This is a genomic window from Kouleothrix sp. 19917, from assembly GCF_057073505.1.
Genome location: NZ_CP097099.1, coordinates 2,810,463 through 2,832,623, shown reverse-complemented (window position 1 = coordinate 2,832,623; position 22,161 = coordinate 2,810,463). Strand labels below are relative to the sequence as shown.

Sequence of the window (22,161 nt, the reverse complement as noted above, 5' to 3'; positions counted from 1 at the left end):
CTGCCGGCTGCCTGGGTCACGGTCGGTTCTATCCTCGCTGGCGCTGCATGAGATTGGGCAAAAAGCTCAGATCGATCTCGCCACGCCGAAAGTCCGGCTCGTTCAGCAGCGCAAGCTGAAATGGCATACTCGTTTTCACACCAGTGACAATACACTCGCTGAGCGCGCGGCGCATGCGGGTAAGTGCCTCGTCGCGGTCGCTGCCCCAGGTGATGATCTTGGCCAGCAGCGAGTCGTAGGTTCCTGGCGGCGTATACCCCGCATAGATATGCGAGTCAACGCGCACGCCGGGGCCGCCGGGCGGGAGAAAGAACTCGACTTCGCCGGCTGAGGGCAGGAAATCGCGCTCGGGATCTTCCGCATTGATACGGCACTCAATCGCGTGCCCGCGTATTCTAACGTCTTTCTGAGTCAGCGTCAAGCGTTCGCCAGCGGCGATGCGCAGCTGCCATTTGACCAGATCGACGCCGGTGATTAGCTCGGTGACGGGGTGCTCGACCTGGATGCGCGTGTTCATTTCCATGAAGTAGAACATGCCATCCGGCCCAAGCAAGCATTCCATGGTGCCGGCGTTGCTGTAGCCAATTGCGTGCACGCCGCGCATGGCCGCCTCGCCCATGGCCGCGCGCAGCTCGGGCGAAACCACCGGCGATGGCCCTTCCTCGATGATCTTCTGGTGGCGGCGCTGCACCGAGCAGTCGCGCTCGCCCAGGTAGATCGCGTTGCCGTAGTTGTCGGCCAGCACCTGAATTTCGACATGGCGCATGCCAACGAGGTAGCGCTCCAGGTAGAGGTCGCCCTGCCCGAAGGCTGCCTCGGCCTCGGCCTTGGCAGTGGCATAGGCGCGCGCCAGCTCGCTTTCTTCCTGCACCACGCGCATGCCGCGCCCGCCGCCGCCCGCGACGGCCTTGAGCAGCACCGGGTAGCCGATCTCATTCGCCAGGTCGGCGGCTTCTTCCACGCTGCGCAGCACGCCATCCGAGCCGGGAATGACCGGCATGCCAGCGGCGCGCATGGTTTGCCGTGCCACGGCCTTGTCGCCCATCAGGCGGATCGCTTCGGGCGAAGGACCGATGAAGGTCAGGCTGCATTCCTGGCAAATTTCAGCGAAGTAGGGGTTTTCTGACAAAAAGCCGTAGCCGGGGTGCACCGCGTCACAGCCAGTAATCATTGCGGCGGTGATCAGCGCGGGCGGGTTGAGGTACGAGCGCGCGGGCGCGGCCGGCCCGATGCACACGGCCTCGTCGGCCAGGCGCACCGCCAGCGAGTCGCGGTCGGCGATCGAGTAGGCCACCACCGCGCGCACGCCAAGCTCCTGGCAGGCGCGCACAATTCGAACAGCGATCTCGCCGCGATTGGCGATTAGAACTTTGTCAAACATAACTCGATTGACGATTGACGATTTACGATTTACGGTGTGCGAAGCCACGAGGCAATCGTCAATCCAAAATCGTAAATCGTAAATCTACTGCATCACCATCCCGCCATCGACTGTCATGGTCTGGCCGGTGATATAGGCGGCTGCGTCAGAAGCAAGGAAGCATACCATGTTGGCGACATCCTGGGGCGTGCCCAGGCGCGCAAGCGGGATGTTTTCAAGGATGGCACCGCGGATCTGTTCGCTCAGCACGCCGGTCAGCTCGGTTTCGATATAGCCAGGCGCGACGGCGTTGACGGTGATGCTGCGCGAGGCCATTTCGCGCGCGGTAGATTTGGTGAAGCCAATGATGCCGGCCTTGGCGGCGGCGTAGTTGGCCTGCCCGGCGTTGCCCATCAGGCCCACCACCGAGGTGATGTTGATGATGCGCCCGCCGCGTGCCTTGCCCATCGGGCGCAGCGCCGCCTTGGTGCACAGGAAAATGCCGCGCAGGTTGGTGTTCAGCACGGCGTCGAAGTCATCTTCTTTCATGCGCAGCAAGAGTGTGTCGCGCGTGATGCCCGCGTTGTTCACCAGAATGTCGAGCCGGCCATAGCGCTCGAGCACGGCCTTGAAGAGCTGCTCGACCTCGGCGCCCTGGCTGACATCGGCCTGAAAGGCGCTAGCAATGCCATCGGCCTGGGAAATCGCCTGCACAACCTCGTCGGCGGCGGCCTGATTGCCCTTGTAGTTGATCGCCACGGTTGCGCCCGCTGCGGCCAGCGTGGTCGCGATTGCGCGCCCAATGCCGCGTGAGCCGCCAGTAACCAGCGCGACCTTGTCTTTCAGGTTGATCTGCATATGCACCTCAGGAGTCAGAAGTCAGGAGTCAGGAGTCAGAAGTACGGTTACGTTCTATAACGGTTTGCAGAACAATTGAACACCCATATGTTGGCAAAAACGCATTGTAGCGCGGGAAATGCGACTGCATCCTGCCGACTGCAAACTGCTATCGTATCTGGTTTCTGACCCTTACTTCTCCGCCATATCGAACAAGGTCTGCCCGTCGATCAGCACCACCGGGCGGCTGCGCGCCGACTTAACGGCGCTGGGCTGGAACTCGGTGGAGACGACCACCACGCCCTTGCGCACGCCTTCGCGCTTCATGTCCTGCAGCAGGCTTTCGATTGTGCCGGTGCCAACTTTATCGGCCACGCTCAGGCGCAGGTGCCAGGGCTCGCCTTCGTGCTCCAGCCACATGTCGAGGTGCTTGTCTTTGTCGATAAAGCGGTAGTCTTTGAAGGTAAAGCCCTGCTTGGTGAACAGATTTTTCACATAGCTACCGAACTGCGGCAGCGAAAGGCCGCGCACGTCGCTCAGCTCGCGAATCGCGCCGGGGCGCTGCAAAGTGCCGCCACGGTCGTCCACCACCTCGCGCTGCTTGCGGTTGCGCTCTTCGGTGCGGCCGGCCATGGTTGTGCCGAAGGTGCAGAATGCCACCAGCGAGAAGAAGGTAAAGGCGGCGAGCTGGCTCCAGATCTGCACCAGGGTGAAGGTGGCAGCCTGCGGGCCAAGCGCGGCCTGCATGGCAGTGCGCAGCGGCGTGAGGAAGATCAGCGCCGCCAGCGAGACCGAGCCCGCCACGCCGCCGACCAGGCCCGTCATAAAGCCATGCAGCCCGTAGTGCTTCGTCACGCGCCGCCCGAGCAGCAGGCCCGTGCCAACCGGCACAATGCCTGCCAGCAGCGAGAGCGTTGCGCCCTGTAAGAAGGCAAAGCTCATCAGAATGCCGGCCAGCACACCAAACAAAAGAACAGTGCGCCAATCGAGCTCGCGCAGCCCCGTGCGCACCATGCTGATAGTGCGCGCTACCAGGCCCTGCGGCGGCTCACTTATCGTTGGCAGCGCGGGCGCAGCCGGCTCGGCCGATTTGCGTGGCGACTTGGCCACCTTGGTCGGCGGTGTTTCGCGTTGCTCCGACACATCGACTCCCATCTGTATCTCCATATTCCAGCAGGCACGTGTGATCGCGCAGCTCGCCCTAATCGGCGGGCGGCTCGTGCTCAAGCAGCTCATCCACCGCTTCGCGCAGCTTGCCAATATCTTCGAACGAGCGATACACCGACGCAAAGCGAATATATGCCACATCGTCGAGATCGCGCAGGTGGCGCATCACAATATCGCCCATCGTCGACGAGGCGATTTCCTGCTCGTCGAGCGCCATAATCGCCGCCTCGACATCGTTCGCGAACTGATCGAGCTGCTGCGCCGACACTGGCCGGCGGTAGCAGGCCGTGCGCACGCCGCGCATCATCTTCTCGCGGTCGTAGGGTTCGCGCTCGCCATTCTTTTTTACCACCGTCAGGCTCACCGATTCCACGCGCTCGTAGGTGGTGAAGCGCTTGCCGCAGGCCGGGCATTTGCGCCGCCGGCGGATCGATTCGCCACCATTGAGCTTGCGCGTATCGATGACATCGCTATCGGGGTGTTGGCAGAACGGGCAGCGCATGGCCATCCAATCGCGTAGCGGGCAGGTTTAGCATTGGCTCCTGAGCATTGCGGCGCATTATAGCATAGGCATGCCCCTGCGCCAAACATCGGCAGCGGCATACTTTGTGCTAAGGGTGGAGGCAGAGCTACGCTGCTTTTGATACCTCAGTATCTGTTACAATACGTATTGAGAGTCACTATTCCTCCGAGCGAATTCCCAATGGTACTGCGCCAATGTTGGCGTTCCGGTGCGGCATGATGGCGCATTGCCAGCGTATGCCTGGCCCCGAATACTTCACTTTGTCTTAATTCGGCCCTAATAATGAGCTGCTATGCTACGCCTGCGTGCAGCAAACAAAAGCATCGAACAAGAACATTACATAAGAAAGTAGAGAGGATCCGGTGTTGAACCAGCAATCGTCCCCGACCCCCACCATCGCTCGAACGGCTGCCGCCGCTCCGGCCACGTCCAGCTTCCGCCTCCCGGTGATCGCCCTTGCAGTTTTGGCGCTGATTATTGCCTTTGCGGCGCTGCTGCCGTTTGAATATCGCGTGGCTGTCACGCTTGGTATTGTGCAGGGTCTTGGTGAATTTTTGCCGATCTCATCGTCGGCGCATTTGATTTTGACACCCTGGTTTCTTGGCTGGCCCGACCCGGGCCTGACCTTCGATGTCGCGCTGCATGTCGGCACGCTGGTGGCGGTGGTTGCCTATTTCTGGCGCGATCTGCTGAAACTGGTGCTGGCCGCACCGCGCCCGCGCACGCCCGATGGCCGCCTGGCCTGGCTGCTGGTGCTTGGCGCGATCCCCGGTGGCCTCGCGGGCGTGCTGCTCGACGATCTGGCCGAGCAGTCGTTTCGCAACCCGCTGCTGATCGCGGGCACGCTTTCGCTGATGGGCCTGGGCCTGTTTTTTGCCGACCGCCACGGCGCAAATACACGCGACGAGCACGATATTGGCCTGGTCGACGCGCTGGCGATCGGCACGGCGCAGGCGCTGGCGATCGTGCCGGGTGTGTCGCGTTCGGGCATCACCATCGCGGTGGCGCGCTGGCGCGGCATCGAGCGGGCGGCGGCGGCGCGCTTCTCGTTCCTGCTTGGCACGCCGCTGATCCTGGGCGCGGCAGTGTTCAAGCTGCGCCACCTGATTGGCCAGCCGGGCGTGTTCACCGGGCCTTTTATTGCCGGTATAGCTGCCGCCGCCATTGTTGGCGCGCTGAGCATCGCCTTTGTGCTGCGCTACCTGCAGCGCGCCGGCCTGGGTGTGTTTGTGGTCTACCGGCTCCTGCTGGCGGCGCTGGTGGTCAGCACCATCCTGCTGGGCCTGCGCGGGATCTAACAATCAGCAGTGCGTAGTTCTCTTGCGAACGACGGAAGGAATAGCTTCCTTCCGTCGTTTTATTGTGCCGCTCTGCCAGCTGCCTAACCAACGACGAGCTTCGTGCCTGCGCACACCTGCAACGTGTCAACCTGCCAACCTGAAACTGCCTTACTGCCCCGCCAGCCAGCGCGCCCAGCACCACAGCAGGTAGGCCACTGCCGTGTTGCGCGCAATCCCCAGCGGCTGCGCGCCCTGCCCGCCTTCAACGCGCAGCGTCGAGACAATCGCCCGCCCCGCGCCAATTGCCAGCTCAACAGCATATTCGTGCATCAGCATGGTGCGCCCATCGAGGCGGCGCAGGATGGGCTGCCACGCGCCAGCGTAATTGGCCATGTCGAGCGCGCAATCGGCGGCGCAGCCAAACAGTTGCATCGCCAGCGCATCGTCGCGCGGGAAATCGCCCCAGGCGGGGTGCGGCGCGGCCAGCCGGATCGCCTCGCGCCAGAAAGGCATGGCGCGCACTGGCAGCGGCGCAGCTAGCCCTTCGCCGCCCAGCAGCACAATCGCCCGCCCGCCGCGCTCGATCCACGCGCGCAGGCCAGCATCCCACGCCGTGCTGATCAGCAGCGTACGGGGAGGAAGAGTGGAAAAAGCGAGCGAGGTATCATTTTCAGCGCCCGGCTGCCATGCCCCGCCGATACCCGGGGCGATGCGCCCGAAGTCGCGCAAGCGCCCGGCCGGGTCGTGCAGCGCGGTTGCGCCCACGCTGCGCCACGGCTCGCGCGGGAACACCCATAGCGGCCAGGAGTTGCGCGCCAGCGTGTCGCCGATTGCTACGTCGGCGCTGAGCGTGGCCTGGCGCGGCGCGTTGAGGTAGGGTGTGGCAAACTCGGCCACCGCCAGCTCGCGCAGGTCGCCGGGAGCGAGCGCGAAGGCGGTTTCGTGCGTGCCCTGCGCAAACGGCGCGCTGCCCACAAGCGCCACCTGCCAGTGCACGCGCGCCGGGCCACGCGCCGCGCCATAGTGCGAAACGATCAGGTGCGCGCGCACGGCCGTGCCAGCGGGGTGGCTGCACTGGTCCCACGGCGCGGCGCGGTCGCCACCCGCCACCCACTCGCGCCGCCGATCCCAGCCCGCCAGCAGCACGGTTTCGCCATTGAATGCGCGAAACGCTTCTGGCTCGAATTTCAGCCGGTCGCGCGCATCCCACATCCCCGCCGTGCTGATTGGCGTGTCGGCCTCGCCCGTGACCACATAGCCGCCAATTTCGTGAAACAGGCGCGTTTGCTCGATGGTGTATTTGCGGTGCCACAGGCCCTGCGCCGCCGAAATGCGCTCCAGTTCGCCGGCGCGCGCATCCATGCCATTGGCGCGCAGTCGCGCCCCTTGCTCAGGCAGGTCGTATTGCCAGCGCGCGCCTTGCAAATTGACCGTCGGGTCGTCGCTGGCCCACCACGGCGCAGAATGCGGCATGTTCTCGCCCTTCGATACGGCCTCGGGCCTACTCAGGACGCGATTTTCGGTTTTTGGTTCTGCGGTTCTGCGGTTCTGTGGTTCTGCGATTCCTGGTTCCTGGTTCTTTGTCTGGGCGTATGGCAATACGCCCTTCGTTAAAGCATTTGGGTCGCGAAAGGTGTCGTAGTCGCAGTATTCGCCAAACAGCCAGGGCTGCGGCGGCCGGCCGCGCGGCGCGAAGTAGTCGAGCAGCGGGCGGAAATGGTGCAGGTCGCTGTAGAAATGGTAGTCGTAGAACTCGGCGAACTCGTTCAGCAGCCCGCCATACGCCTCGCCCGAGCCGCTGTTGTCGCGTACCAGCGAATCGCCCGCGTGCCCCTTCACCAGCGCGAACAAGGGCGCGAGCATCTGCGCATCGACCATGCGGCTTAGCTCGCAGCCAAGCGTGTAGAGGATGATGGCCGGGTGCTGGCGTGCCTGGCGCATCAGGCGGTCGTACTCAAGCGGCACCTGCGCGCGGAAAAACGGCGACGGCTGCGGGATCCACATCGGCAGCTCGACCCACACGAGCATGCCCAGCTCGTCAGCAAGATCGAAGTAGTAGTGCGGCGGGAACCACAGGCACAGCTTCACGCCGTTGTAGCCCAGCGCGCGCAGGCGTGCGAAGTCGGCGCGCACGCGCTCGGGGCCGGGGTTGCTATGCAGCGACTCGGGGTACCAGCCCCACGAAAGCGCCATGCGCGGGTAGATGGGCGCACCGTTCAGCAGCAGGCGGCTGCTCTCGGCGCGCAGCGAGCGCAGCCCAAAGGGCACCGTGCACTCGTCGCCATCGGCCAGCGCGAGGCGGGCGGTGTAAAGCGCGGGCGTTTCGGGCGACCACGGGCGCGGCGCGGGAACTTGCACGCGGGTATCGAGCGGCGCGTTCGCTTCCCCGCGCCAGACTTCGTGCATCTCAGGGTCGAAGATCGTGATACGCACCGCGGCCGGTGCAGACGTGGTGGCCGTGATCTCGACCATGCCGTCGGCCGCGCCGCGCACCAGCACATCGTCCCAGCGTGCCGCGCCGGTGGCAAACAGCTCGACCGGCTGCCATATTCCGCCGAATATATGCCCCCAGACGTAGGGCAGAAAGCCGGCCAGCGTTTCGCGCAGTCGGAAGCGCCCCGGCGCGGACGGCGAGTCGGGTCCGGCGGTGAGGCTGGCGGGCTTTTCAACGCGCAGCAGCAGCTCGCACTCCGCGCCAGCCGTCACCGCGCCGCCGATTTCCATCTCAAAGGCATCCCACAGCCCGGTGTGCTCGCCTAGTGCATGGCCGTTGGCAAACACCGCACAATGGTAGCTCACGCCGTGGAAGCGCAGCCAGATGCGCCGCTCGGCCCATTCCGCCGGCACAGTGAAGCGCGTGCGGTACCAGAACGGCCCGGCGTCGTCGAGCGGCGCGCCCTGCGCTTCCCAGCAGCCCGGCACCGCCACTGGCTGCCACGCCGCTGCGCCGTCGCGGCGGATTTCCCACGGGCCGGGCAGTTCTATCGGCTGCATGGGCGGCTAGGCCTTTCTGGTCGCTTCTTCAAACCCCGAAATTGCCCAGTAGAGCGCCAGCACAATGCACAGCCCAAAGCTCGCGGCCACGCTGAAAAACGCCAGCACAAAGGCAATGCCATAGGTGATTGGCCCAAACATGAGGCTGCGCGAGATCTGCGCGTGCTGCTCGGCGCTGAGCGGCTGGGCCAGCAGGCGGTTGCTGCGCGCGGCATAGCGCCAGAACAGGTTAAACGCCAGCGCCAGCGCCAGAAATGTGCCCGAGTAGATCGCGCAGGCCACCCACGCGGCCGGCTTTTCGAGGTACTCGGCCAGCAGCGCGGTGGGAAAAGGGATGGTGGTGACTACCAGCAGCAGCAGCCCATTGATGAACAGAAAGCGCGAATCGACCCCGCGAATAAGCCGAAACAGACGATGGTGGTTGACCCATACGATCAGAATGGACAGAAAACTGAGGGTGTAGGCGGCATACGACGGCCAGCGATTCAGCAGGGCCGACCATAATTCCCCGCCGCCGGCTTCTTCGGCCAGCTGCGGCACTTTCAGCTCCAGCACCAGCAGCGTTACGGCAATGGCAAACACGCCGTCGCTAAACGCCTCGATCCGGCCGGTTTCCTTTTCGGCAAAGCTACTCTCGCTCACGCTTGCTCCATCAACAGCTCTATATCTGATACTTTACGGGAATATGCGCTCGCAACTATAGCCGTTCGCAGGCGCGCTTGTCAATATTCGAACGACGAAAGACGAAGGACGAAAGACGAAGGACGAAAGACGAAGGACGAATGAGCAGGGCGCGTATCGAAGGGCGAGAAGGATGCACCCTGAGTAGGCCACAGGCCGTATCGAAGGGTGCGAATGCGCGAAACTCAGTGATCTCTGTGCGCTCTGTGGCCCAGTTATCTCGATGGTGAAGTAGAAAGCCAGCCGCAAGAACGGGTGTTATAATGCGCCTTGCCCACAACGGCGCGGGTGAGAAACCGGCCATTTTCGCCCGGCGAACAGGGCGCAACACGCGAGGAGACACAGGAGATGATGGACGACAAGCCCCAGCACGAATGCGGCGTCTTCGGCATTTATGCCCCCGATGAAGACGTGGCGCGGCTGACCTTTTTCGGGCTGTATTCGTTGCAGCACCGCGGGCAGGAAAGTGCGGGCATTGCGGTGTCGAACGGGCGGCGGATTAATTTGCATAAGGAGATGGGCCTGGTAGCGCAGGTGTTCGATGAAAACAGCCTGCGCCCGCTGCAAGGCCACCTGGCGATCGGTCACACACGCTATTCCACCACTGGCTCCTCGAAGCTGCAAAACGCCCAGCCCTTTGTCGTCGAAAGTGCGCTTGGCCCGCTGGCGGTTGGGCATAATGGCAACCTCACCAACGCCCATGATCTGCGCCAGGAACTGCTGAATCGCGGCGTCGGCCTGACATCCAGCAGCGACAGCGAGGTGATTACGCAGATGCTGGCGGGCGGCGAGGGCCGCACCTGGGACGAAAAGCTGCGCGTGTTTATGGTGCGCGCGCAGGGGGCATACTGCCTGACGGTGCTGACCAAAGATTCGCTGTTTGCCGTGCGCGACCCGTGGGGCCTGCACCCGCTCTGCATCGGGCGCGTGGGCGAAACCGGCTGGGTGGTGGCCTCGGAAAGCTGCGCGCTGGCGACCATCGGCGCGGAGTTCGAGCGCGAGGTTGCGCCGGGCGAGATTATTGCGATTGGCGAGGACGGCCCGCGCACGGTGGCGCGCATGCCCGCACCCGACCGCGCCATGTGCCTGTTCGAGTACATCTATTTCGCGCGCCCCGACAGCCTGGTGGAAGGGCAAACCCTGCACGCCGCCCGCGTGGCGCAGGGCCGCGAGCTGGCCCGCGAGTCGCCCGCCGACGCCGACATTGTGATCCCGGTGCCCGACAGCGCGGTGCCGGCCGCAATCGGCTACGCGCAGGCGTCGGGCATCCCCTACAGCGAGGGCCTGATCAAAAATCGCTACATCGGCCGCACGTTCATTCAGCCCGACGACCGGCTGCGCAAGGTTGGCATCCAGCTCAAGTTCAACCCGCTGGCCGACAACCTGGAAGGCAAACGCGTGGTGCTGATCGACGACAGCATTGTGCGCGGCAACACCTCCGGCCCGATCGTGCGGCTGCTGCGCGATGCTGGCGCGGTCGAGGTGCATATGCGCGTGTCGTCGCCGCCCATCCGCCACCCCTGCTTCCTCGGCGTCGACATGGCTTCCTACCCCGAGCTGATTGCGCACCGCATGAGCATCCCCGAGATCGAAGATTTCCTGGGCGTCGACAGTCTGGCCTACCTGAGCCTGGATGGCCTGATCCGCGCCACCGGCCACGCCGACGCGGGCTTCTGCCAGGGCTGCTTCACCGGGCGCTACCCGGTTGATATTCATCTGGTCGAGAAAGAAACCTTCGAGAACTGAGGCGATTTGCCTTCCTGTCTTTGCTCCTGAAAATCATCCACAGATTACGCAGATTACACAGATAAGGCTTTCTCAAGCCACATAAAATCTGTGAATCTGCGTAATCTGTGGATGGCTGTTGCTGCTTGAGCTTGCACTAGAAAGCCTTCCCCGTGCCCGATTCCACCCTGCGCGACCGCGTGCTCGCCCTCTACGACGCCATGCTGGCGCACTTCGGCAGCGAGCCGCACTGGTGGCCGATCATCACCGACACGCCGCAGTTCGAGGTGGTGGTTGGGACGGTGCTGGTGCAGCAAACCCGCTGGGAAACGGTCGAGGCGGCGATTGCGCGCCTGCACGCTGCTGGGCTGATGCGCCCGGCCGCGCTGGCCGCCGCCGACACAGGCACGCTGGCGGCGCTGATCCGCCCCTGCGCCTTTCATACCCAGAAAGCGCCCGGCTTGCAGGCAATTGCGCGCTACCTCGCCACGAAGTACGACGAAGATGTGGGCGCGCTGCTGGCCCGCCCACGCGCCGCGCTGCGCGCCGAGCTGCTGGCCCTGCCGCGCATTGGCCGCGAAACCGCCGACACGATCATGCTCTACGGCGGCGCGCATCCTTTATTCATTGTGGATGCCTATGCGCGCCGCCTGCTCGGGCGGCTGGGCATGCTGCCGGGCGTCGACGCCATGCGCGCGCCCTACGACACGATTCAGGCGCTGATTGAAGATGCGCTGGCCGGCCCGGAGCTTGATGCGCGCCTGGACGAGCCGGCTTTTGCCCCGCCCATCCGCGACGCCGCGCCGCCGCGTGCGCAGTTCTTCCGCAACTTCCACGCGCTGATCGTCGAGGAGTGCATTCACCACTGCCTGGCCACGCGCATGCGCCAGAAGGAGCCCGGCGCGCGGCGCACGTTTGTCGACCCGCGCAAGTGCGCGGCGCACTGCCGCAGCTGCGCGGGCTGCCCGCTCACCGGCATGTGCGCCACATTCCTTGCTCAATAGAGGGCTTAGAGAACCGATACCACGAAGATATGAAGACACGAAGGTTTTTTATAACTCCTTCGTGCCTTCGTGCCTTCGTGGTTCTATTTTGGTGCTACGAAACGCTAGCTGCCTGGGTCGGGCGAAACGCCAGCTCCCACACCCAGCCTGCGTCGGTGCGGCGGCCATGCCACACGGCAGCGGTCGGCGCGCAGTTGCCGTTGTCGTACACATGCGGCTTGAGGTCGATGCGCATATCGGTGGTGTATTCCAGCAGCGAGCGGATCGGCGCGCCGTGGCTCACCAGAGCCACGCAGCGCAGCGGGCTATCGTCGAGCTGGGCCAGCAGCTCGCTGGTGCGCGCGCGGATCTGGTCCATCTTCTCGCCGGGCGCGCCTTCGCGCAGCGCCTCGGTAAAGGTGATCGGCAGACCCAGCTCCGCCGACACGGCCTCGGCGGTCTGGCGCGTGCGCACAAACGGCGAAGCAAATAGCTGCTCGATGCCGCGCCCCACCAGCCACGCGCCGGTTTCGGCGGCTTCGCGCTCGCCGTGCGGCAAGAGCGGCGGGCCGGGTGGCGTGTGGTAGGGAATGCTGCTCGCGCGGTCGGGCAGGGCGTGGCGCACTAGGTACAGTTCTTCTAACATGCCTTTTTATTCTTCAAACATTCGGAGCGACAGCCACGCGGCTGCCGCAGCCTGTATTGTAGCAGCAAAAACGAATTTCTTCAGGGTGATTCGAAAAGGGCAAAACCACCAAGACACCAAGACACCAAGAGTCCAAGTTTTACGGCAGTTTGCAGTTGGCAGGATGCAGAAGGCAGTTGTATTTCCGCTCTACAAAGCGTTTCTCGTCAGCACATGAATAGTCAATTGTTCTGCGAGCGGCTATAGCTCTCCTTCTCAGTGGCCTCGGTGCGCTCTGTGGCTCAACCGTTTCTGCCCTGGGCTATGAAATTGTGTGCAACTGCGGTGTAACTCTCTGGTATAGTATAGCCCTATTCCCAACGAAATTTCGAGTGCAAGGGTGCGGCGATGTATATTGGCGACTGGCTGGCGCGGCGGGCGCAGCTGAGCCCGCACAAGATCGCGCTGATCGATGCTGCCGCTGGCGGCGCGCGCCGGCCAATTTCGTATGCGGCGTGGAACGGGTCCGCCAATCGCACTGCCCACCTGCTGCGCGAGCGCACCGGCGTGCGCCACGGCGACCGCGTGGCCGTGCTGGCCGCCAACTGCACCGAGTACCTCGACATCTGGTTCGCCTGCGGGAAGATCGGCGCGATCCTGCAAAACCTCAACTGGCGGCTGGCCGTGCCCGAGCTGCGCGCGCTGGTGGAAGATGCTGCGCCGCAGGTGCTGATCTATGGCCCCGACTTTGCCGAGCAGGCCGCCGCGCTGCGCGAGCGCCCGGGCGTGCCGCACCTCGCCGCGCTTGACGCAAACGCCCACGCCCACCCTGCCGACGCGCTGTTTGCCGAGCGCGACAGCCAGCCCGACACCGCGCCCGCGCCCGCCGAGCTGAGCTGGGACGACCCGTGGGTGATCTGCTACACCGGCGGCAGCACTGGCCTGCCCAAAGGCGCGCTGCTCACGCACCGCGCGATCACCTGGAACGCGATCAACACCAACACGAGCTGGGGCCTCGCGCCCGACGACGTTGCGATCCTGAACGCGCCGCTGTTTCACACGGGCGGCCTGAATGTGTTCACCGCGCCGCTAGTGCACCTGGGCGGAACTTCGATTGTGTGCCGCGCCTTTGATTGCGATCAGGTCTACGACCTGCTGGCCGACGCGGGCGTGACGCTCTTTTTTGGCGTGCCGAGCATGTTTCTGGCCTTGCAGCAGCACGCGCGCTGGACCGAGGCCGATTTTTCGCATCTGAAGCTGGTGATCAGCGGCGGCGCACCCTGCCCGCTGCCAATCTTCGAGCGCTTCTGGGCGCGCGGTGTCGATTTCAAAACCGGCTACGGGCTGACCGAGGCCGGGCCGAATACCTTCTGGTTGCCCGCCGAAGATGTGCGCCGCAAGCCGGGCGCGGTTGGCTTTCCGCTGATGCATGTCGATGTGCGCGTGGCGCGGCCCGATGGCAGCGAGTGCGACGCCGACGAGCCGGGCGAATTGCTGATTCGCGGGCCGCATGTGTGCGCGGGCTACTGGAACCGCCCCGAGGAAAGCGCGCAGGCGCTGGCGGGCGGCTGGCTGCACACCGGCGACCTGGCCCGCCGCGACGCGGAAGGCTACCACTGGATCGTCGGGCGGCTGAAGGACGTGATTATTTCGGGCGGCGAGAACATCTACCCCGCCGAGGTCGAGAATGTGCTGGCCGCGCACCCGGCCGTTGCCGATGCCGCGCTGATTGGCGTGCCCGACGCGCGCTGGGGCGAAGTCGGCTGCGCGGTGGTGGTGCCGCAGCCCGGCGCGACGCTCGATGCGGGCGAGCTGCTGGCGTTTTGCGGCGAACGGCTGGCGCGCTACAAAATCCCCAGGCGCGTGGTGCTGGCCAAGGCTTTGCCGCGTACTGGCGCGGGCAAGGTCGATAAGCTGGCGCTGATAAGGCGCTATGGCCCGGCCGAAGAAGCCTGAACTACGAGAACCGCGGAACCACGGAACCGCAAAACCAAAAACCGCAGAACCACGGAACCGCAAAACCAAGAACCGCAGAACCGCTGAAGGGCGTATTGCTTACGTCCAGACTGAGAACCGAGAACCGCGGAACCGCAGAACCGCAGAACCGCGGAACCGCGGAGCTACGGAACCGCAGAACTGGAAAGCAGGAATTGCTCTGCAATGGAATACTCGGAAGAAGAGATCATAAACACGCACTACGCACCACGCACTACAATGGCATACTCGGAAGAAGAGATCACACATACGCACTATGCACTACGCACCACACAACGAGAATCGCCCTGTGTAGCCCGTAAACCCGCTTTGCCCAATCGGTTTCGTTATTCGCTAGGAAAAAGGAGTTGGCTCGTGAGCAGTATCCCCACGCTCCCCGGCATCACCTCGCAGATGATCGACACGCCCCGCCTGTCCATTCACACGCTGACCAGCGGGCCGGCCGACGGTATCCCGGTGCTGTTTGTGCATGGCAACGCGTCGTCGGCAACCTACTGGGAAGAAACTATGCTGGCGCTGCCGCCGCAGTATCGCGGCATCGCGCCCGACCTGCGCGGCTATGGCGACACCGAGGACAAGCTGATCGACGCGACGCGCGGCCTGGCCGATTTCTCCGACGACCTGCTCGCGCTGGTCGACACGCTCGACATCGCGCGCTTCCACGTCGTCGGCCACTCGCTGGGCGGCGCGGTGCTGTTCGTGCTCATCCCGGCGGCTGGCGACCGCGTGCTCTCGGCCACGCTGGCCGCGCCCGGCTCGCCCTACGGCTTTGGCGGCACCAAAGATGTCGAAGGCACCATGTGCGCGCCCGACTCCGCTGGCGCGGGTGGTGGCATTGTCAACGCCGAGTTTACCCGCCTGATGAGCATTAGCGACCGCAGCAGCGACAACCCGCAGGCATCGCCACGCGTGGTGATGAATAGCTTCTACTGGAAGCCGCCATTTATTCCTGCACGCGAGGAAGAACTGCTGTCGGGCTTGCTGAGCGAGAAAATTGGCCCCGACAAATACCCCGGCGATTTCGTGGCGTCGGAGAACTGGCCGGGCGTGGGGCCGGGCGTGTGGGGGCCAGCCAATGCGCTCGCGCCCAAGTACGTTGGCGATAGCGTGGAGCGTTTTGTGGCGGCGGCGCACAAGCCATCGGTGCTGTGGGTGCGCGGCGCGGATGACCAGATCGTGGGCGATTTCTCGCTGTTCAACCTGGGCACGCTGGGCCAGCTGGGGATTGTGCCGGGCTGGCCGGGCGCGGATGCCCACCCGCCCCAGCCAATGGTGAGCCAGACGCGCGCGGTGCTGGAGCGCTACCAGGCCGGCGGCGGCAGCTACCGCGAGGTCGTCTTCCCCGACACCGGCCACACGCCCTACATCGAGCGGCCCGGGGAGTTCAATGCGCTGCTGGCCGAGCAGCTTGGCGCGGCGTAGGAAGAGAAACCGAACCACCAAGACACCAAGGCACCAAGAATTTTTGAAATCTTGGTGCCTTGGTGGTGAATTCGTCAATCTCCCATCCCCCATCCCCTACCTCCCATCCCCCATCCTGCCACACCAGCGCAGCGCATTCGCAATCAGCGTCTGGTATGCGGGGTGCAGCCAGACCTCCAGGTTGTGGCCGGGAGTGAGCGCCACCACGCGCCCTGCACCTTCGGTGCGCGCCCAGCCAGCCGGCTGCGTGCCATGCTCCGACGTGGTGGTCAGAAAGACCTCGCCCGGCGCGTCGCCCATGTCCATCATGTAGTGCTCGTCGGTGAGGGTGAACGGCGCGCTGCCCGCCGCGAGCGTGTGGCCTTCTATGGGCGCGACGGTGACAGGGCATTGCGGCGGGTGGCTGGCGAACACTCCTCCCAGCAATTCGCGCAGCACCGGCGTGTCGGCGTAGCCCGCCAGCCCGGAATGCACAGCCAGCAGCCCGCCGCCGCCACGCACATACGCCGCGAAAGCCGCTTCTACATCGGGCGTCATCCATGGTGTGCGGTCGCTGGCCGAAACATCATTCGACTTGGTGAGCAGCACGGCGGGAAATTCCGCCATCCGCCCGGCCGACCAGTCGCCCGCGTTTTCGATCCAGTCGAACGCAAAGCCGCTCGCCGCCAGGGGCGCGAGGCCAGCGCGCGGCGTGCGGGCCGGGTGCCAGTAGTCGTCGCAGAGCACAAGCACACGCATAGGGCGTGATCCTTTCACCGCATTACCACGGCCACTCGCGGCCGGCATAATCGCGCAGCACCAGCGCATCTTCATCGGCGCGGTCGGTCAGGAAATAGCCCAGCGCCAGCTCCGCCGCTTCTTCCGGCTCCAGCTCGGCGTCGGGGTTTTTCGCGCCGCTGATGTACGAGCGGATCCAGCCGGGGTGGTAGACGCGAAAGCTGTAGCCCTGCGGCCGCAGGTCGTTGAACAGCAGGCGCGCGCCCATGTTCAGCGCTGCTTTCGACATGCAGTAGCCGAACCAGGATGTGCGCGCGGCGCGGTTGATGCTGCCCGCTTCCGACGACACAAAGCACAGCCGCTTGCCCGCGCCGGCATCGAGCAGCGGCAGCAATGCCTCGACCACGCGCAGCGGGCCGAGCGCGTTGGTGGCGTAGAGCCGGTTCATTTCGCCGTAATCCTGCGGCTCGCGGATGCCGCGTCGCGAAGTGGGCGAGTTCACGCCCGCGTTGTTGATCAGCAGGTCGAGCGACGAGGTGATGCCAGCCACCTGCGCCGCTGCCGCCGCCACCGACTCGCCCGCCGCCACGTCGAGCGGCACGGGCGTGAGCGCGCCGGGGAACTGTTCGGCCAGCGCGGCCAGCTCGGGCCAGTCGGGCATATACTGGCCGGCGAACACGCGCCAGCCGCGCGCGAGCAGGCCAGCGCAGAGCGCCAGCCCCAGCCCGCGATCCGCGCCTGTCACAAAGGCTGTGGATGTCATATCGCTCCTACCAGGCGTAGGCTTCGGGCGCCTGCCCGCCTGGGCCGGGCCAGATCTCGTCGAGCTTCTTCAGCGACTCGTCGGAAAGCGTGATTTCGACTGCGCGCAGGCTGCCGCTCAGCTGCTCGGCCGTGCGCGGCCCGATGATCGGCGCAGTGACGACCGGGTTGCTCAGCAGCCACGCCAGACCGACATCGCCGGGCTGTTCGCCCAGCTCGCGGCAGAAGTTTTCGTAGGCTTCGAGCTGCGGGCGAATTTTCTCGATGCGCTGCTGGTTTGCTTCCGACGAGCGGCGGCCTTCGGTGGCTTTTTGCAGCGCGCCGCCCAGCACCCCGCTCGAAAGTGGGCTCCACGGGATCAGGCCCAGACCATACTCGCGGCAGGCCGGAATGACCTCCAGCTCGATTGTGCGCGCGGCCAGGTTGTACAGGCTTTGCTCGGACACCAGGCCCAGGAAGTTGCGGCGGGCGGCGCGCTCGTTGGCCTGCACAATGTTCCAGCCCGCGAAGTTGCTCGAACCGACATACAGCACTTTGCCTTCGCGCACCAGCTGCTCCATCGCCTGCCAGATTTCTTCCCACGGCGTCGTTCGCTCGATGTGGTGCATCTGGTAGAGGTCGATGTGGTCGGTCTGCAGGCGGCGCAGGCTGTCCTCACACGCCTTGCGGATGTGGTAGGCCGAGAGGCCGCGATCGTTTTTGCCCTCGCCCATGGGGCCGTACACTTTGGTGGCAAGCACAATGCGCTCGCGGCGGCCGCCCTGCGCCATCCAGCGCCCAATGATCTCTTCGGTGACGCCCACGCCCAGCGTGCCGCCATAGCGGTTGGCAGTGTCGAAGAAGTTGATCCCCAGCTCCAGCGCCTGGTCCATCAGCGCAAAGCTATCGGGCTCGCTGGTTTGCGGGCCGAAGTTCATGGTGCCGAGGCACAGGCGGCTGACGCTCAGGCCGGTGCGGCCAAGGTGGGTGTACTGCATGGTGGTGCTCCTTTTGGGGTTTTGGGCGGACACGCAGGTTCTTGGGGCGGACACATAGGTCCGCCCGAACATGCATGGGAACCGATCATGGCGTGTGGGGCTTATTCTGGTGTGTTCAGGTGGCTGCGGGCTATTGTACCACCGTTTCGGCGGGCAAATGGTACAATGCGGGGCGGCAGAACCGCAGAACTGCAGAACCGCAGAATCGCAGAACCGAGAAGTAAGCAGTCGGCAGTTGGCAGTGAGCTGTGCTTGCGAACCTGCAACCTGCAACCTGCGAACTTTCAAACCTGCAACCTGCGAACCTGCAACCTGCAACCTGACAACCTGCAACCTGCAACCTGCGAACCTGCGAACTCGCTCACCTGCAACAAGGAATATTCGTGATCCTCGAACGCCTCAAGCACGAAACCCACGCCGCGCATATGCGCCTGGAAGCCATTGTTGATCTGCCCAGTCGCCTGCGCTCAACAGAATGCTACCGCGATCTGCTGGCGCGCTTCTATGGCTTCTACGCGCCGCTGGAGCCGCGCATCACTGCGCGCGACGAGTGGGCTCCTTACGACTTCCCAATCGCGCAGCGCGCCAAAGTGCCCGCGCTCACCCGCGACCTTGCGGCGCTTGGATATACATCTGAGGAAATGAATGACCTGCCGCGCTGCGCGGAGTTGCCCGCCCTCGCGAGCTTCCCGGCGGTGCTGGGCGCGATGTATGTGCTGGAAGGGGCAACGCTGGGCGGGCAGGTGATCAGCCGGGCGGTGCGCGCCGAGCTTGGCTTCACGCCAGAGGCGGGCTGCGCTTTCTTTGCGAGCTATGGCCGCGAGCTTGGGCCGATGTGGCAGGCGTTTCGCGCTTTTCTCGCCAACGTCGAAGCCGAGAATCCCGCCAGCGCCGACTCTATCGTGGTGGGCGCGCACGCGACTTTTGCGGCCTTTGGTGAGTGGATTGGCAGTTTTGAGTGCTGAATGCTCAGTGTTGAGTTTCTTCACCTGCAAGCTGTAGCGCTGTATAGCAATCCTATAAGTCGGCAAGGTTGCGTGAGGGCAAGTCGCCCGGGCTCGCCAGCGCAGCATGGAGCGCAGGCAGCAGCGCCTGGATCCACTGGTTGGCTTTCGGCTGGCCCATGCCAAAGGCAGCGCCGTGAAAGGTCTGGGTCGCGGCTTGCTTGAAATAGGTCAGGATGAAGAGCAGGCGATCTTCTTTGGAGGGCAAGGGGCAGGTTGCATACTGGTCAAGCATCCGATACGTCTTGTCGCGTTCTATTTCATACAGAAACAGGCGCAGCACTAAATCCCAAACCCCACTCCCAAAACCCTATGTGGCCGGAGCAACAATTTACGCCTCTGTCAGGGCTGCCAGCAGCGCCAGCGCGTAGCACTCCTCCGCCGCGCTTTCCTCGAACTCGCGCATTTCCGCGCCAATTGCCACCTGCAGGCGGTAGCCGCGCGACAGGCGCTCAAGCCGCAGGGGCGCATCCGGGCCAAGCGTGGCAGACAGCAGCTCGCGCAGCTGTGTCTCGCTTGGCAGCCAGACCGCCTCGGACAGCACGACATAATCGAGCGCCCATTCAATGCTGCCGTGGAAAGTGATGGTCTGCTGGCCACTGAAACTCTGCACCAGCGCAGGCAGCGCGCTGACCACAAACACCTGCTCATCGAGGTTATGCTCGGGCATAATGAAGAAATCGCGTTCGGTGGGCTGCCAGCGCAAACCGCGCTGCTTGAGCTGCTGGGCGAGCGATGCGCTGATCACAGGGTGCCTCTTTTCTGGTACGATTGCGGCTGTGTAGAGATTAGCGCGCCATTGGGCCGCTGTCAATTGCCAGGGATGAATTATGAAACTTTTGATCGATAGCGCAGTACGCGATGATGTGCAGGCCGCGCTGGCGAGCGGCGTTGTCGCGGGCGCGACTACCAACCCCACCTTGCTGCGGCGGGCGGGCGTGCGCGCCGCCGGTGTGCCGGCGCTGGCGCGGCAGATTCTCGATTGGGGTGCGGGCGAGCTGCACCTGCAGGTGTATGCTGCCGACACCGCCGGCATGCTGGCCGACGCAGCCGCGCTGATCGCGCTCGACCCGGCGCGCGTGCTGGTGAAAATCCCTGCCACGGCCGACGGTTTCCGCGCCGCCGCGCAGCTGGTGAGCGGGGGCGCGCGCGTGACGCTCACTGCCGTCTACACGCTGCGGCAGGCGCTGCTGGCGCACAGCGTCGGCGCGAGCTATGCCGCGATCTACCTGGGCCGCATGCGCGACGCGGGAATTGACGCGATGGCGCTGGCCGGGCAGATGCAGGCGCTGCTGAATGCGCAAGGCTCGCGGGTGTGCATCCTGGCCGCCAGCATCCGCGACCCCAACGAAGTGACCGAGCTTGCGCTCGCTGGCATTGGCTCGGCAACGCTGCCCGCCGCCATTCTTGCGCGCCTGCCCGAGTCGGATGCGACTGCCAAAGCCGCCGCGACTTTTGCCGACGACGCGCGTGCAATTCAGGGCTAGACATAATCCACAGATTTCGCAGATTACACAGATAACGAGCGGTCGTCATCTCATCGTTCTATTCTGCAATCTTGGTGTCTTGGTGCCTTGGTGGTATCGTCCTTTGCGCGTCGCCAGCCGTGGTACAATCTGCGCCAGCAAGCACAGCAGTGAGGCCCGCCATGCCCATGACCATCACCAGCGTCGCAGCGCTCGACATTCGCTTCCCCACCTCGCGCCAGCTCGACGGCTCGGACGCGATGAACCCCGACCCGGATTACTCCGCCGCCTATGTGATCCTGAAAACCGACCACCCGGGCGGGCTGGAAGGCCACGGCCTGACCTTCACGATCGGGCGCGGCAACCAGCTCTGTGTGGCGGCGATCGAGGCGCTTGCGCCACTGGTGCAGGGCAAAACGCTTGAGTCGTTCACTGCCGACATGGGCGCGTTCTGGCGCATGATTACCGGCGACAGCCAGCTGCGCTGGGTTGGCCCCGAGAAGGGCGTGATCCACCTTGCCACTGCCGCCGTCGTCAATGCCGTGTGGGATCTGTGGGCGAAAGTGGAGCAGAAGCCGCTCTGGCAGCTCGTTGCCGACATGACGCCCGAGGAATTCGTGCGCTGCATCGACTTCCGCTATATCACCGACGCGATCACGCCCGCCGAGGCGCTGGAGATCGTGCAGCGCAACGCGCCCACCCGCGCCGCGCGCATTGCCGAGTTGCAGGAGCGTGGCTTCCCGGCCTACACGACTTCGACCGGCTGGCTGGGCTACCCCGACGAGAAAGTGCGCCGCCTGTGCCGCGAGGCGCTGGCCGCCGGCTGGACGCATTTCAAAATCAAGGTTGGCGCAGATATTGAGGACGACTGCCGCCGCGCGGCGCTCATGCGCGAAGAAATTGGCTACGAGCGCCGCCTGTCGGTCGATGCGAACCAGGTCTGGGGCGTGGGCGAGGCGATTGCGAACATGCAGCGCCTGGCGGAATACCAGCCCTGGTGGATCGAGGAGCCGACCAGCCCCGACGATGTGCTGGGCCACGCGGCGATTGCGCGCGCGATTGCGCCAATTGGCGTTGCGACGGGCGAGCACGTGCAGAATCGCATTATTTTCAAGCAGCTGCTCCAGGCCGACGCGATTCGTTTCTGCCAGATCGATGCGTGCCGGCTGGGCGGCGTGAACGAGGTGCTGGCCGTTCTGCTGATGGCGGCGAAGTTTGGCGTGGCGGTATGCCCGCACGCAGGTGGCGTCGGCCTGTGCGAATATGTCCAGCACCTTTCGATGATCGACTATATTTACGTGGGAGCGTCACTCGAAAATCGCGTGATCGAGTTTGTCGACCACCTGCACGAGCATTTCGTCGAGCCGGTGCGCATGCAGCATGGCGCGTATATGCCGCCCCGAATGCCCGGCTACAGCATCGAGATCAAGCCCGAGTCGCTGGCGCGCTACGCCTACCCGCACGGCCCGGCGTGGGCGGAGTGAAACGGAGTTCGAACGTTGCAGGTTTACAGGTTGCAGGTTGTATGCTCAATCCCAAAACCTAAACTCCAGCGGGCAGTAGGCAGTCGGCAGTCATGCAAGCCAACAATCTCCGTGTCTCTGTGCCTCCGTGGTGAATAGGTTCGTCGTCACGACCTGCAA

General features: G+C 64.4%; 20 protein-coding genes. 8 read left to right on the top strand and 12 right to left on the bottom strand.

Features of this window, described 5'->3' with window-relative positions:
* Window positions 1-28: 28 nt before the first annotated feature.
* From accC to nrdR, 4 genes are all read right to left on the bottom strand, one after another.
* Complete coding sequence (gene accC / locus M1P90_RS11520) at window positions 29-1,381, bottom strand: acetyl-CoA carboxylase biotin carboxylase subunit (RefSeq protein ID WP_483702784.1); 1,353 nt, start codon at window positions 1,379-1,381, stop codon at window positions 29-31.
* 84 nt (window positions 1,382-1,465) lie between these two features.
* Window positions 1,466-2,218 (bottom strand): 3-oxoacyl-[acyl-carrier-protein] reductase, encoded by a 753-nt coding sequence (fabG, locus tag M1P90_RS11515; protein WP_483702783.1) that lies wholly within the window; start codon window positions 2,216-2,218, stop codon window positions 1,466-1,468.
* A gap of 171 nt (window positions 2,219-2,389) precedes the next feature.
* Complete coding sequence (locus M1P90_RS11510) at window positions 2,390-3,352, bottom strand: restriction endonuclease (protein ID WP_483702782.1); 963 nt, start codon at window positions 3,350-3,352, stop codon at window positions 2,390-2,392.
* Between the two features lie 46 nt (window positions 3,353-3,398).
* On the bottom strand, window positions 3,399-3,866 hold the full coding sequence (gene nrdR, locus M1P90_RS11505) for a transcriptional regulator NrdR (protein WP_483704636.1): 468 nt from the start codon (window positions 3,864-3,866) through the stop codon (window positions 3,399-3,401).
* Window positions 3,867-4,252: 386 nt separating this feature from the next.
* Here nrdR and M1P90_RS11500 point away from each other — a divergent pair, with 386 nt between their 5' ends.
* A complete protein-coding gene (locus M1P90_RS11500; RefSeq protein WP_483702780.1) occupies window positions 4,253-5,185 on the top strand; it encodes an undecaprenyl-diphosphate phosphatase in 933 nt (310 codons plus the stop codon).
* Window positions 5,186-5,335: 150 nt separating this feature from the next.
* Here M1P90_RS11500 and M1P90_RS11495 read toward each other — a convergent pair whose 3' ends face one another.
* On the bottom strand, window positions 5,336-8,161 hold the full coding sequence (locus M1P90_RS11495; RefSeq protein WP_483702779.1) for a glycoside hydrolase family 2 protein: 2,826 nt from the start codon (window positions 8,159-8,161) through the stop codon (window positions 5,336-5,338).
* A gap of 6 nt (window positions 8,162-8,167) precedes the next feature.
* On the bottom strand, window positions 8,168-8,803 hold the full coding sequence (locus M1P90_RS11490) for a TMEM175 family protein (protein ID WP_483702778.1): 636 nt from the start codon (window positions 8,801-8,803) through the stop codon (window positions 8,168-8,170).
* A gap of 387 nt (window positions 8,804-9,190) precedes the next feature.
* Here M1P90_RS11490 and purF point away from each other — a divergent pair, with 387 nt between their 5' ends.
* Complete coding sequence (gene purF, locus M1P90_RS11485; protein ID WP_483702777.1) at window positions 9,191-10,588, top strand: amidophosphoribosyltransferase; 1,398 nt, start codon at window positions 9,191-9,193, stop codon at window positions 10,586-10,588.
* A 152-nt stretch (window positions 10,589-10,740) separates the two neighbouring features.
* Window positions 10,741-11,571: an endonuclease III domain-containing protein gene (locus M1P90_RS11480; protein ID WP_483702776.1), complete on the top strand. Its 831-nt coding sequence runs from the start codon at window positions 10,741-10,743 to the stop codon at window positions 11,569-11,571.
* A gap of 94 nt (window positions 11,572-11,665) precedes the next feature.
* Here M1P90_RS11480 and M1P90_RS11475 read toward each other — a convergent pair whose 3' ends face one another.
* Window positions 11,666-12,196 carry a histidine phosphatase family protein gene (locus tag M1P90_RS11475; protein WP_483702775.1) on the bottom strand — a complete coding sequence of 177 codons (531 nt, stop codon included), beginning with the start codon at window positions 12,194-12,196 and terminating at the stop codon, window positions 11,666-11,668.
* Window positions 12,197-12,583: 387 nt separating this feature from the next.
* Here M1P90_RS11475 and M1P90_RS11470 point away from each other — a divergent pair, with 387 nt between their 5' ends.
* Window positions 12,584-14,131 (top strand): acyl-CoA synthetase, encoded by a 1,548-nt coding sequence (locus tag M1P90_RS11470; protein ID WP_483702774.1) that lies wholly within the window; start codon window positions 12,584-12,586, stop codon window positions 14,129-14,131.
* Between the two features lie 393 nt (window positions 14,132-14,524).
* Window positions 14,525-15,592: an alpha/beta hydrolase gene (locus tag M1P90_RS11465; protein WP_483702773.1), complete on the top strand. Its 1,068-nt coding sequence runs from the start codon at window positions 14,525-14,527 to the stop codon at window positions 15,590-15,592.
* Window positions 15,593-15,688: 96 nt separating this feature from the next.
* On the opposite strand, the gene M1P90_RS11460 is transcribed toward M1P90_RS11465, so the two are convergent.
* From M1P90_RS11460 to M1P90_RS11450, 3 genes are read right to left on the bottom strand one after another with little or no spacing between them, the layout of a single operon-like run.
* Window positions 15,689-16,330 carry a ThuA domain-containing protein gene (locus M1P90_RS11460; protein WP_483702772.1) on the bottom strand — a complete coding sequence of 214 codons (642 nt, stop codon included), beginning with the start codon at window positions 16,328-16,330 and terminating at the stop codon, window positions 15,689-15,691.
* 22 nt (window positions 16,331-16,352) lie between these two features.
* Window positions 16,353-17,072 carry an SDR family NAD(P)-dependent oxidoreductase gene (locus M1P90_RS11455; protein ID WP_483702771.1) on the bottom strand — a complete coding sequence of 240 codons (720 nt, stop codon included), beginning with the start codon at window positions 17,070-17,072 and terminating at the stop codon, window positions 16,353-16,355.
* 7 nt (window positions 17,073-17,079) lie between these two features.
* Window positions 17,080-18,048 (bottom strand): aldo/keto reductase, encoded by a 969-nt coding sequence (locus M1P90_RS11450; RefSeq protein ID WP_483702770.1) that lies wholly within the window; start codon window positions 18,046-18,048, stop codon window positions 17,080-17,082.
* A 383-nt stretch (window positions 18,049-18,431) separates the two neighbouring features.
* On the opposite strand from M1P90_RS11450, the gene M1P90_RS11445 reads away from it, so the two are divergent.
* On the top strand, window positions 18,432-19,013 hold the full coding sequence (locus tag M1P90_RS11445) for a biliverdin-producing heme oxygenase (protein ID WP_483702769.1): 582 nt from the start codon (window positions 18,432-18,434) through the stop codon (window positions 19,011-19,013).
* 52 nt (window positions 19,014-19,065) lie between these two features.
* Here the strand turns inward: M1P90_RS11445 and M1P90_RS11440 are convergent, their stop codons facing one another.
* Together M1P90_RS11440 and M1P90_RS11435 are read right to left on the bottom strand one after the other, a co-directional pair.
* Window positions 19,066-19,287: a transposase family protein gene (locus M1P90_RS11440; RefSeq protein ID WP_483702768.1), complete on the bottom strand. Its 222-nt coding sequence runs from the start codon at window positions 19,285-19,287 to the stop codon at window positions 19,066-19,068.
* A 96-nt stretch (window positions 19,288-19,383) separates the two neighbouring features.
* The gene (locus tag M1P90_RS11435; protein ID WP_483702767.1) at window positions 19,384-19,800 is read right to left on the bottom strand and encodes a hypothetical protein; all 417 of its coding nucleotides are present in this window, start codon (window positions 19,798-19,800) and stop codon (window positions 19,384-19,386) included.
* 82 nt (window positions 19,801-19,882) lie between these two features.
* Here M1P90_RS11435 and M1P90_RS11430 point away from each other — a divergent pair, with 82 nt between their 5' ends.
* Entirely contained in the window at window positions 19,883-20,539 is a 657-nt protein-coding gene (locus tag M1P90_RS11430; protein ID WP_483702766.1) for a transaldolase family protein, read from the top strand.
* 161 nt (window positions 20,540-20,700) lie between these two features.
* On the top strand, window positions 20,701-22,002 hold the full coding sequence (locus tag M1P90_RS11425) for an L-fuconate dehydratase (protein ID WP_483702765.1): 1,302 nt from the start codon (window positions 20,701-20,703) through the stop codon (window positions 22,000-22,002).
* The last annotated feature ends 159 nt before the right edge of the window (window positions 22,003-22,161 follow it).

Coding starts and splice junctions, on each gene's coding strand:
- accC (WP_483702784.1), bottom strand. CDS start 1,381: ATGTTTGACAAAGTTCTAATCGCCAATCGCGGCGAGATCGCTGTTCGA.
- M1P90_RS11475 (WP_483702775.1), bottom strand. CDS start 12,196: ATGTTAGAAGAACTGTACCTAGTGCGCCACGCCCTGCCCGACCGCGCG.
- M1P90_RS11510 (WP_483702782.1), bottom strand. CDS start 3,352: ATGGGAGTCGATGTGTCGGAGCAACGCGAAACACCGCCGACCAAGGTG.
- M1P90_RS11455 (WP_483702771.1), bottom strand. CDS start 17,072: ATGACATCCACAGCCTTTGTGACAGGCGCGGATCGCGGGCTGGGGCTG.
- purF (WP_483702777.1), top strand. CDS start 9,191: ATGATGGACGACAAGCCCCAGCACGAATGCGGCGTCTTCGGCATTTAT.
- nrdR (WP_483704636.1), bottom strand. CDS start 3,866: ATGCGCTGCCCGTTCTGCCAACACCCCGATAGCGATGTCATCGATACG.
- M1P90_RS11450 (WP_483702770.1), bottom strand. CDS start 18,048: ATGCAGTACACCCACCTTGGCCGCACCGGCCTGAGCGTCAGCCGCCTG.
- M1P90_RS11495 (WP_483702779.1), bottom strand. CDS start 8,161: ATGCAGCCGATAGAACTGCCCGGCCCGTGGGAAATCCGCCGCGACGGC.
- M1P90_RS11430 (WP_483702766.1), top strand. CDS start 19,883: ATGAAACTTTTGATCGATAGCGCAGTACGCGATGATGTGCAGGCCGCG.
- M1P90_RS11470 (WP_483702774.1), top strand. CDS start 12,584: ATGTATATTGGCGACTGGCTGGCGCGGCGGGCGCAGCTGAGCCCGCAC.
- fabG (WP_483702783.1), bottom strand. CDS start 2,218: ATGCAGATCAACCTGAAAGACAAGGTCGCGCTGGTTACTGGCGGCTCA.
- M1P90_RS11440 (WP_483702768.1), bottom strand. CDS start 19,287: ATGCTTGACCAGTATGCAACCTGCCCCTTGCCCTCCAAAGAAGATCGC.
- M1P90_RS11425 (WP_483702765.1), top strand. CDS start 20,701: ATGCCCATGACCATCACCAGCGTCGCAGCGCTCGACATTCGCTTCCCC.
- M1P90_RS11460 (WP_483702772.1), bottom strand. CDS start 16,330: ATGCGTGTGCTTGTGCTCTGCGACGACTACTGGCACCCGGCCCGCACG.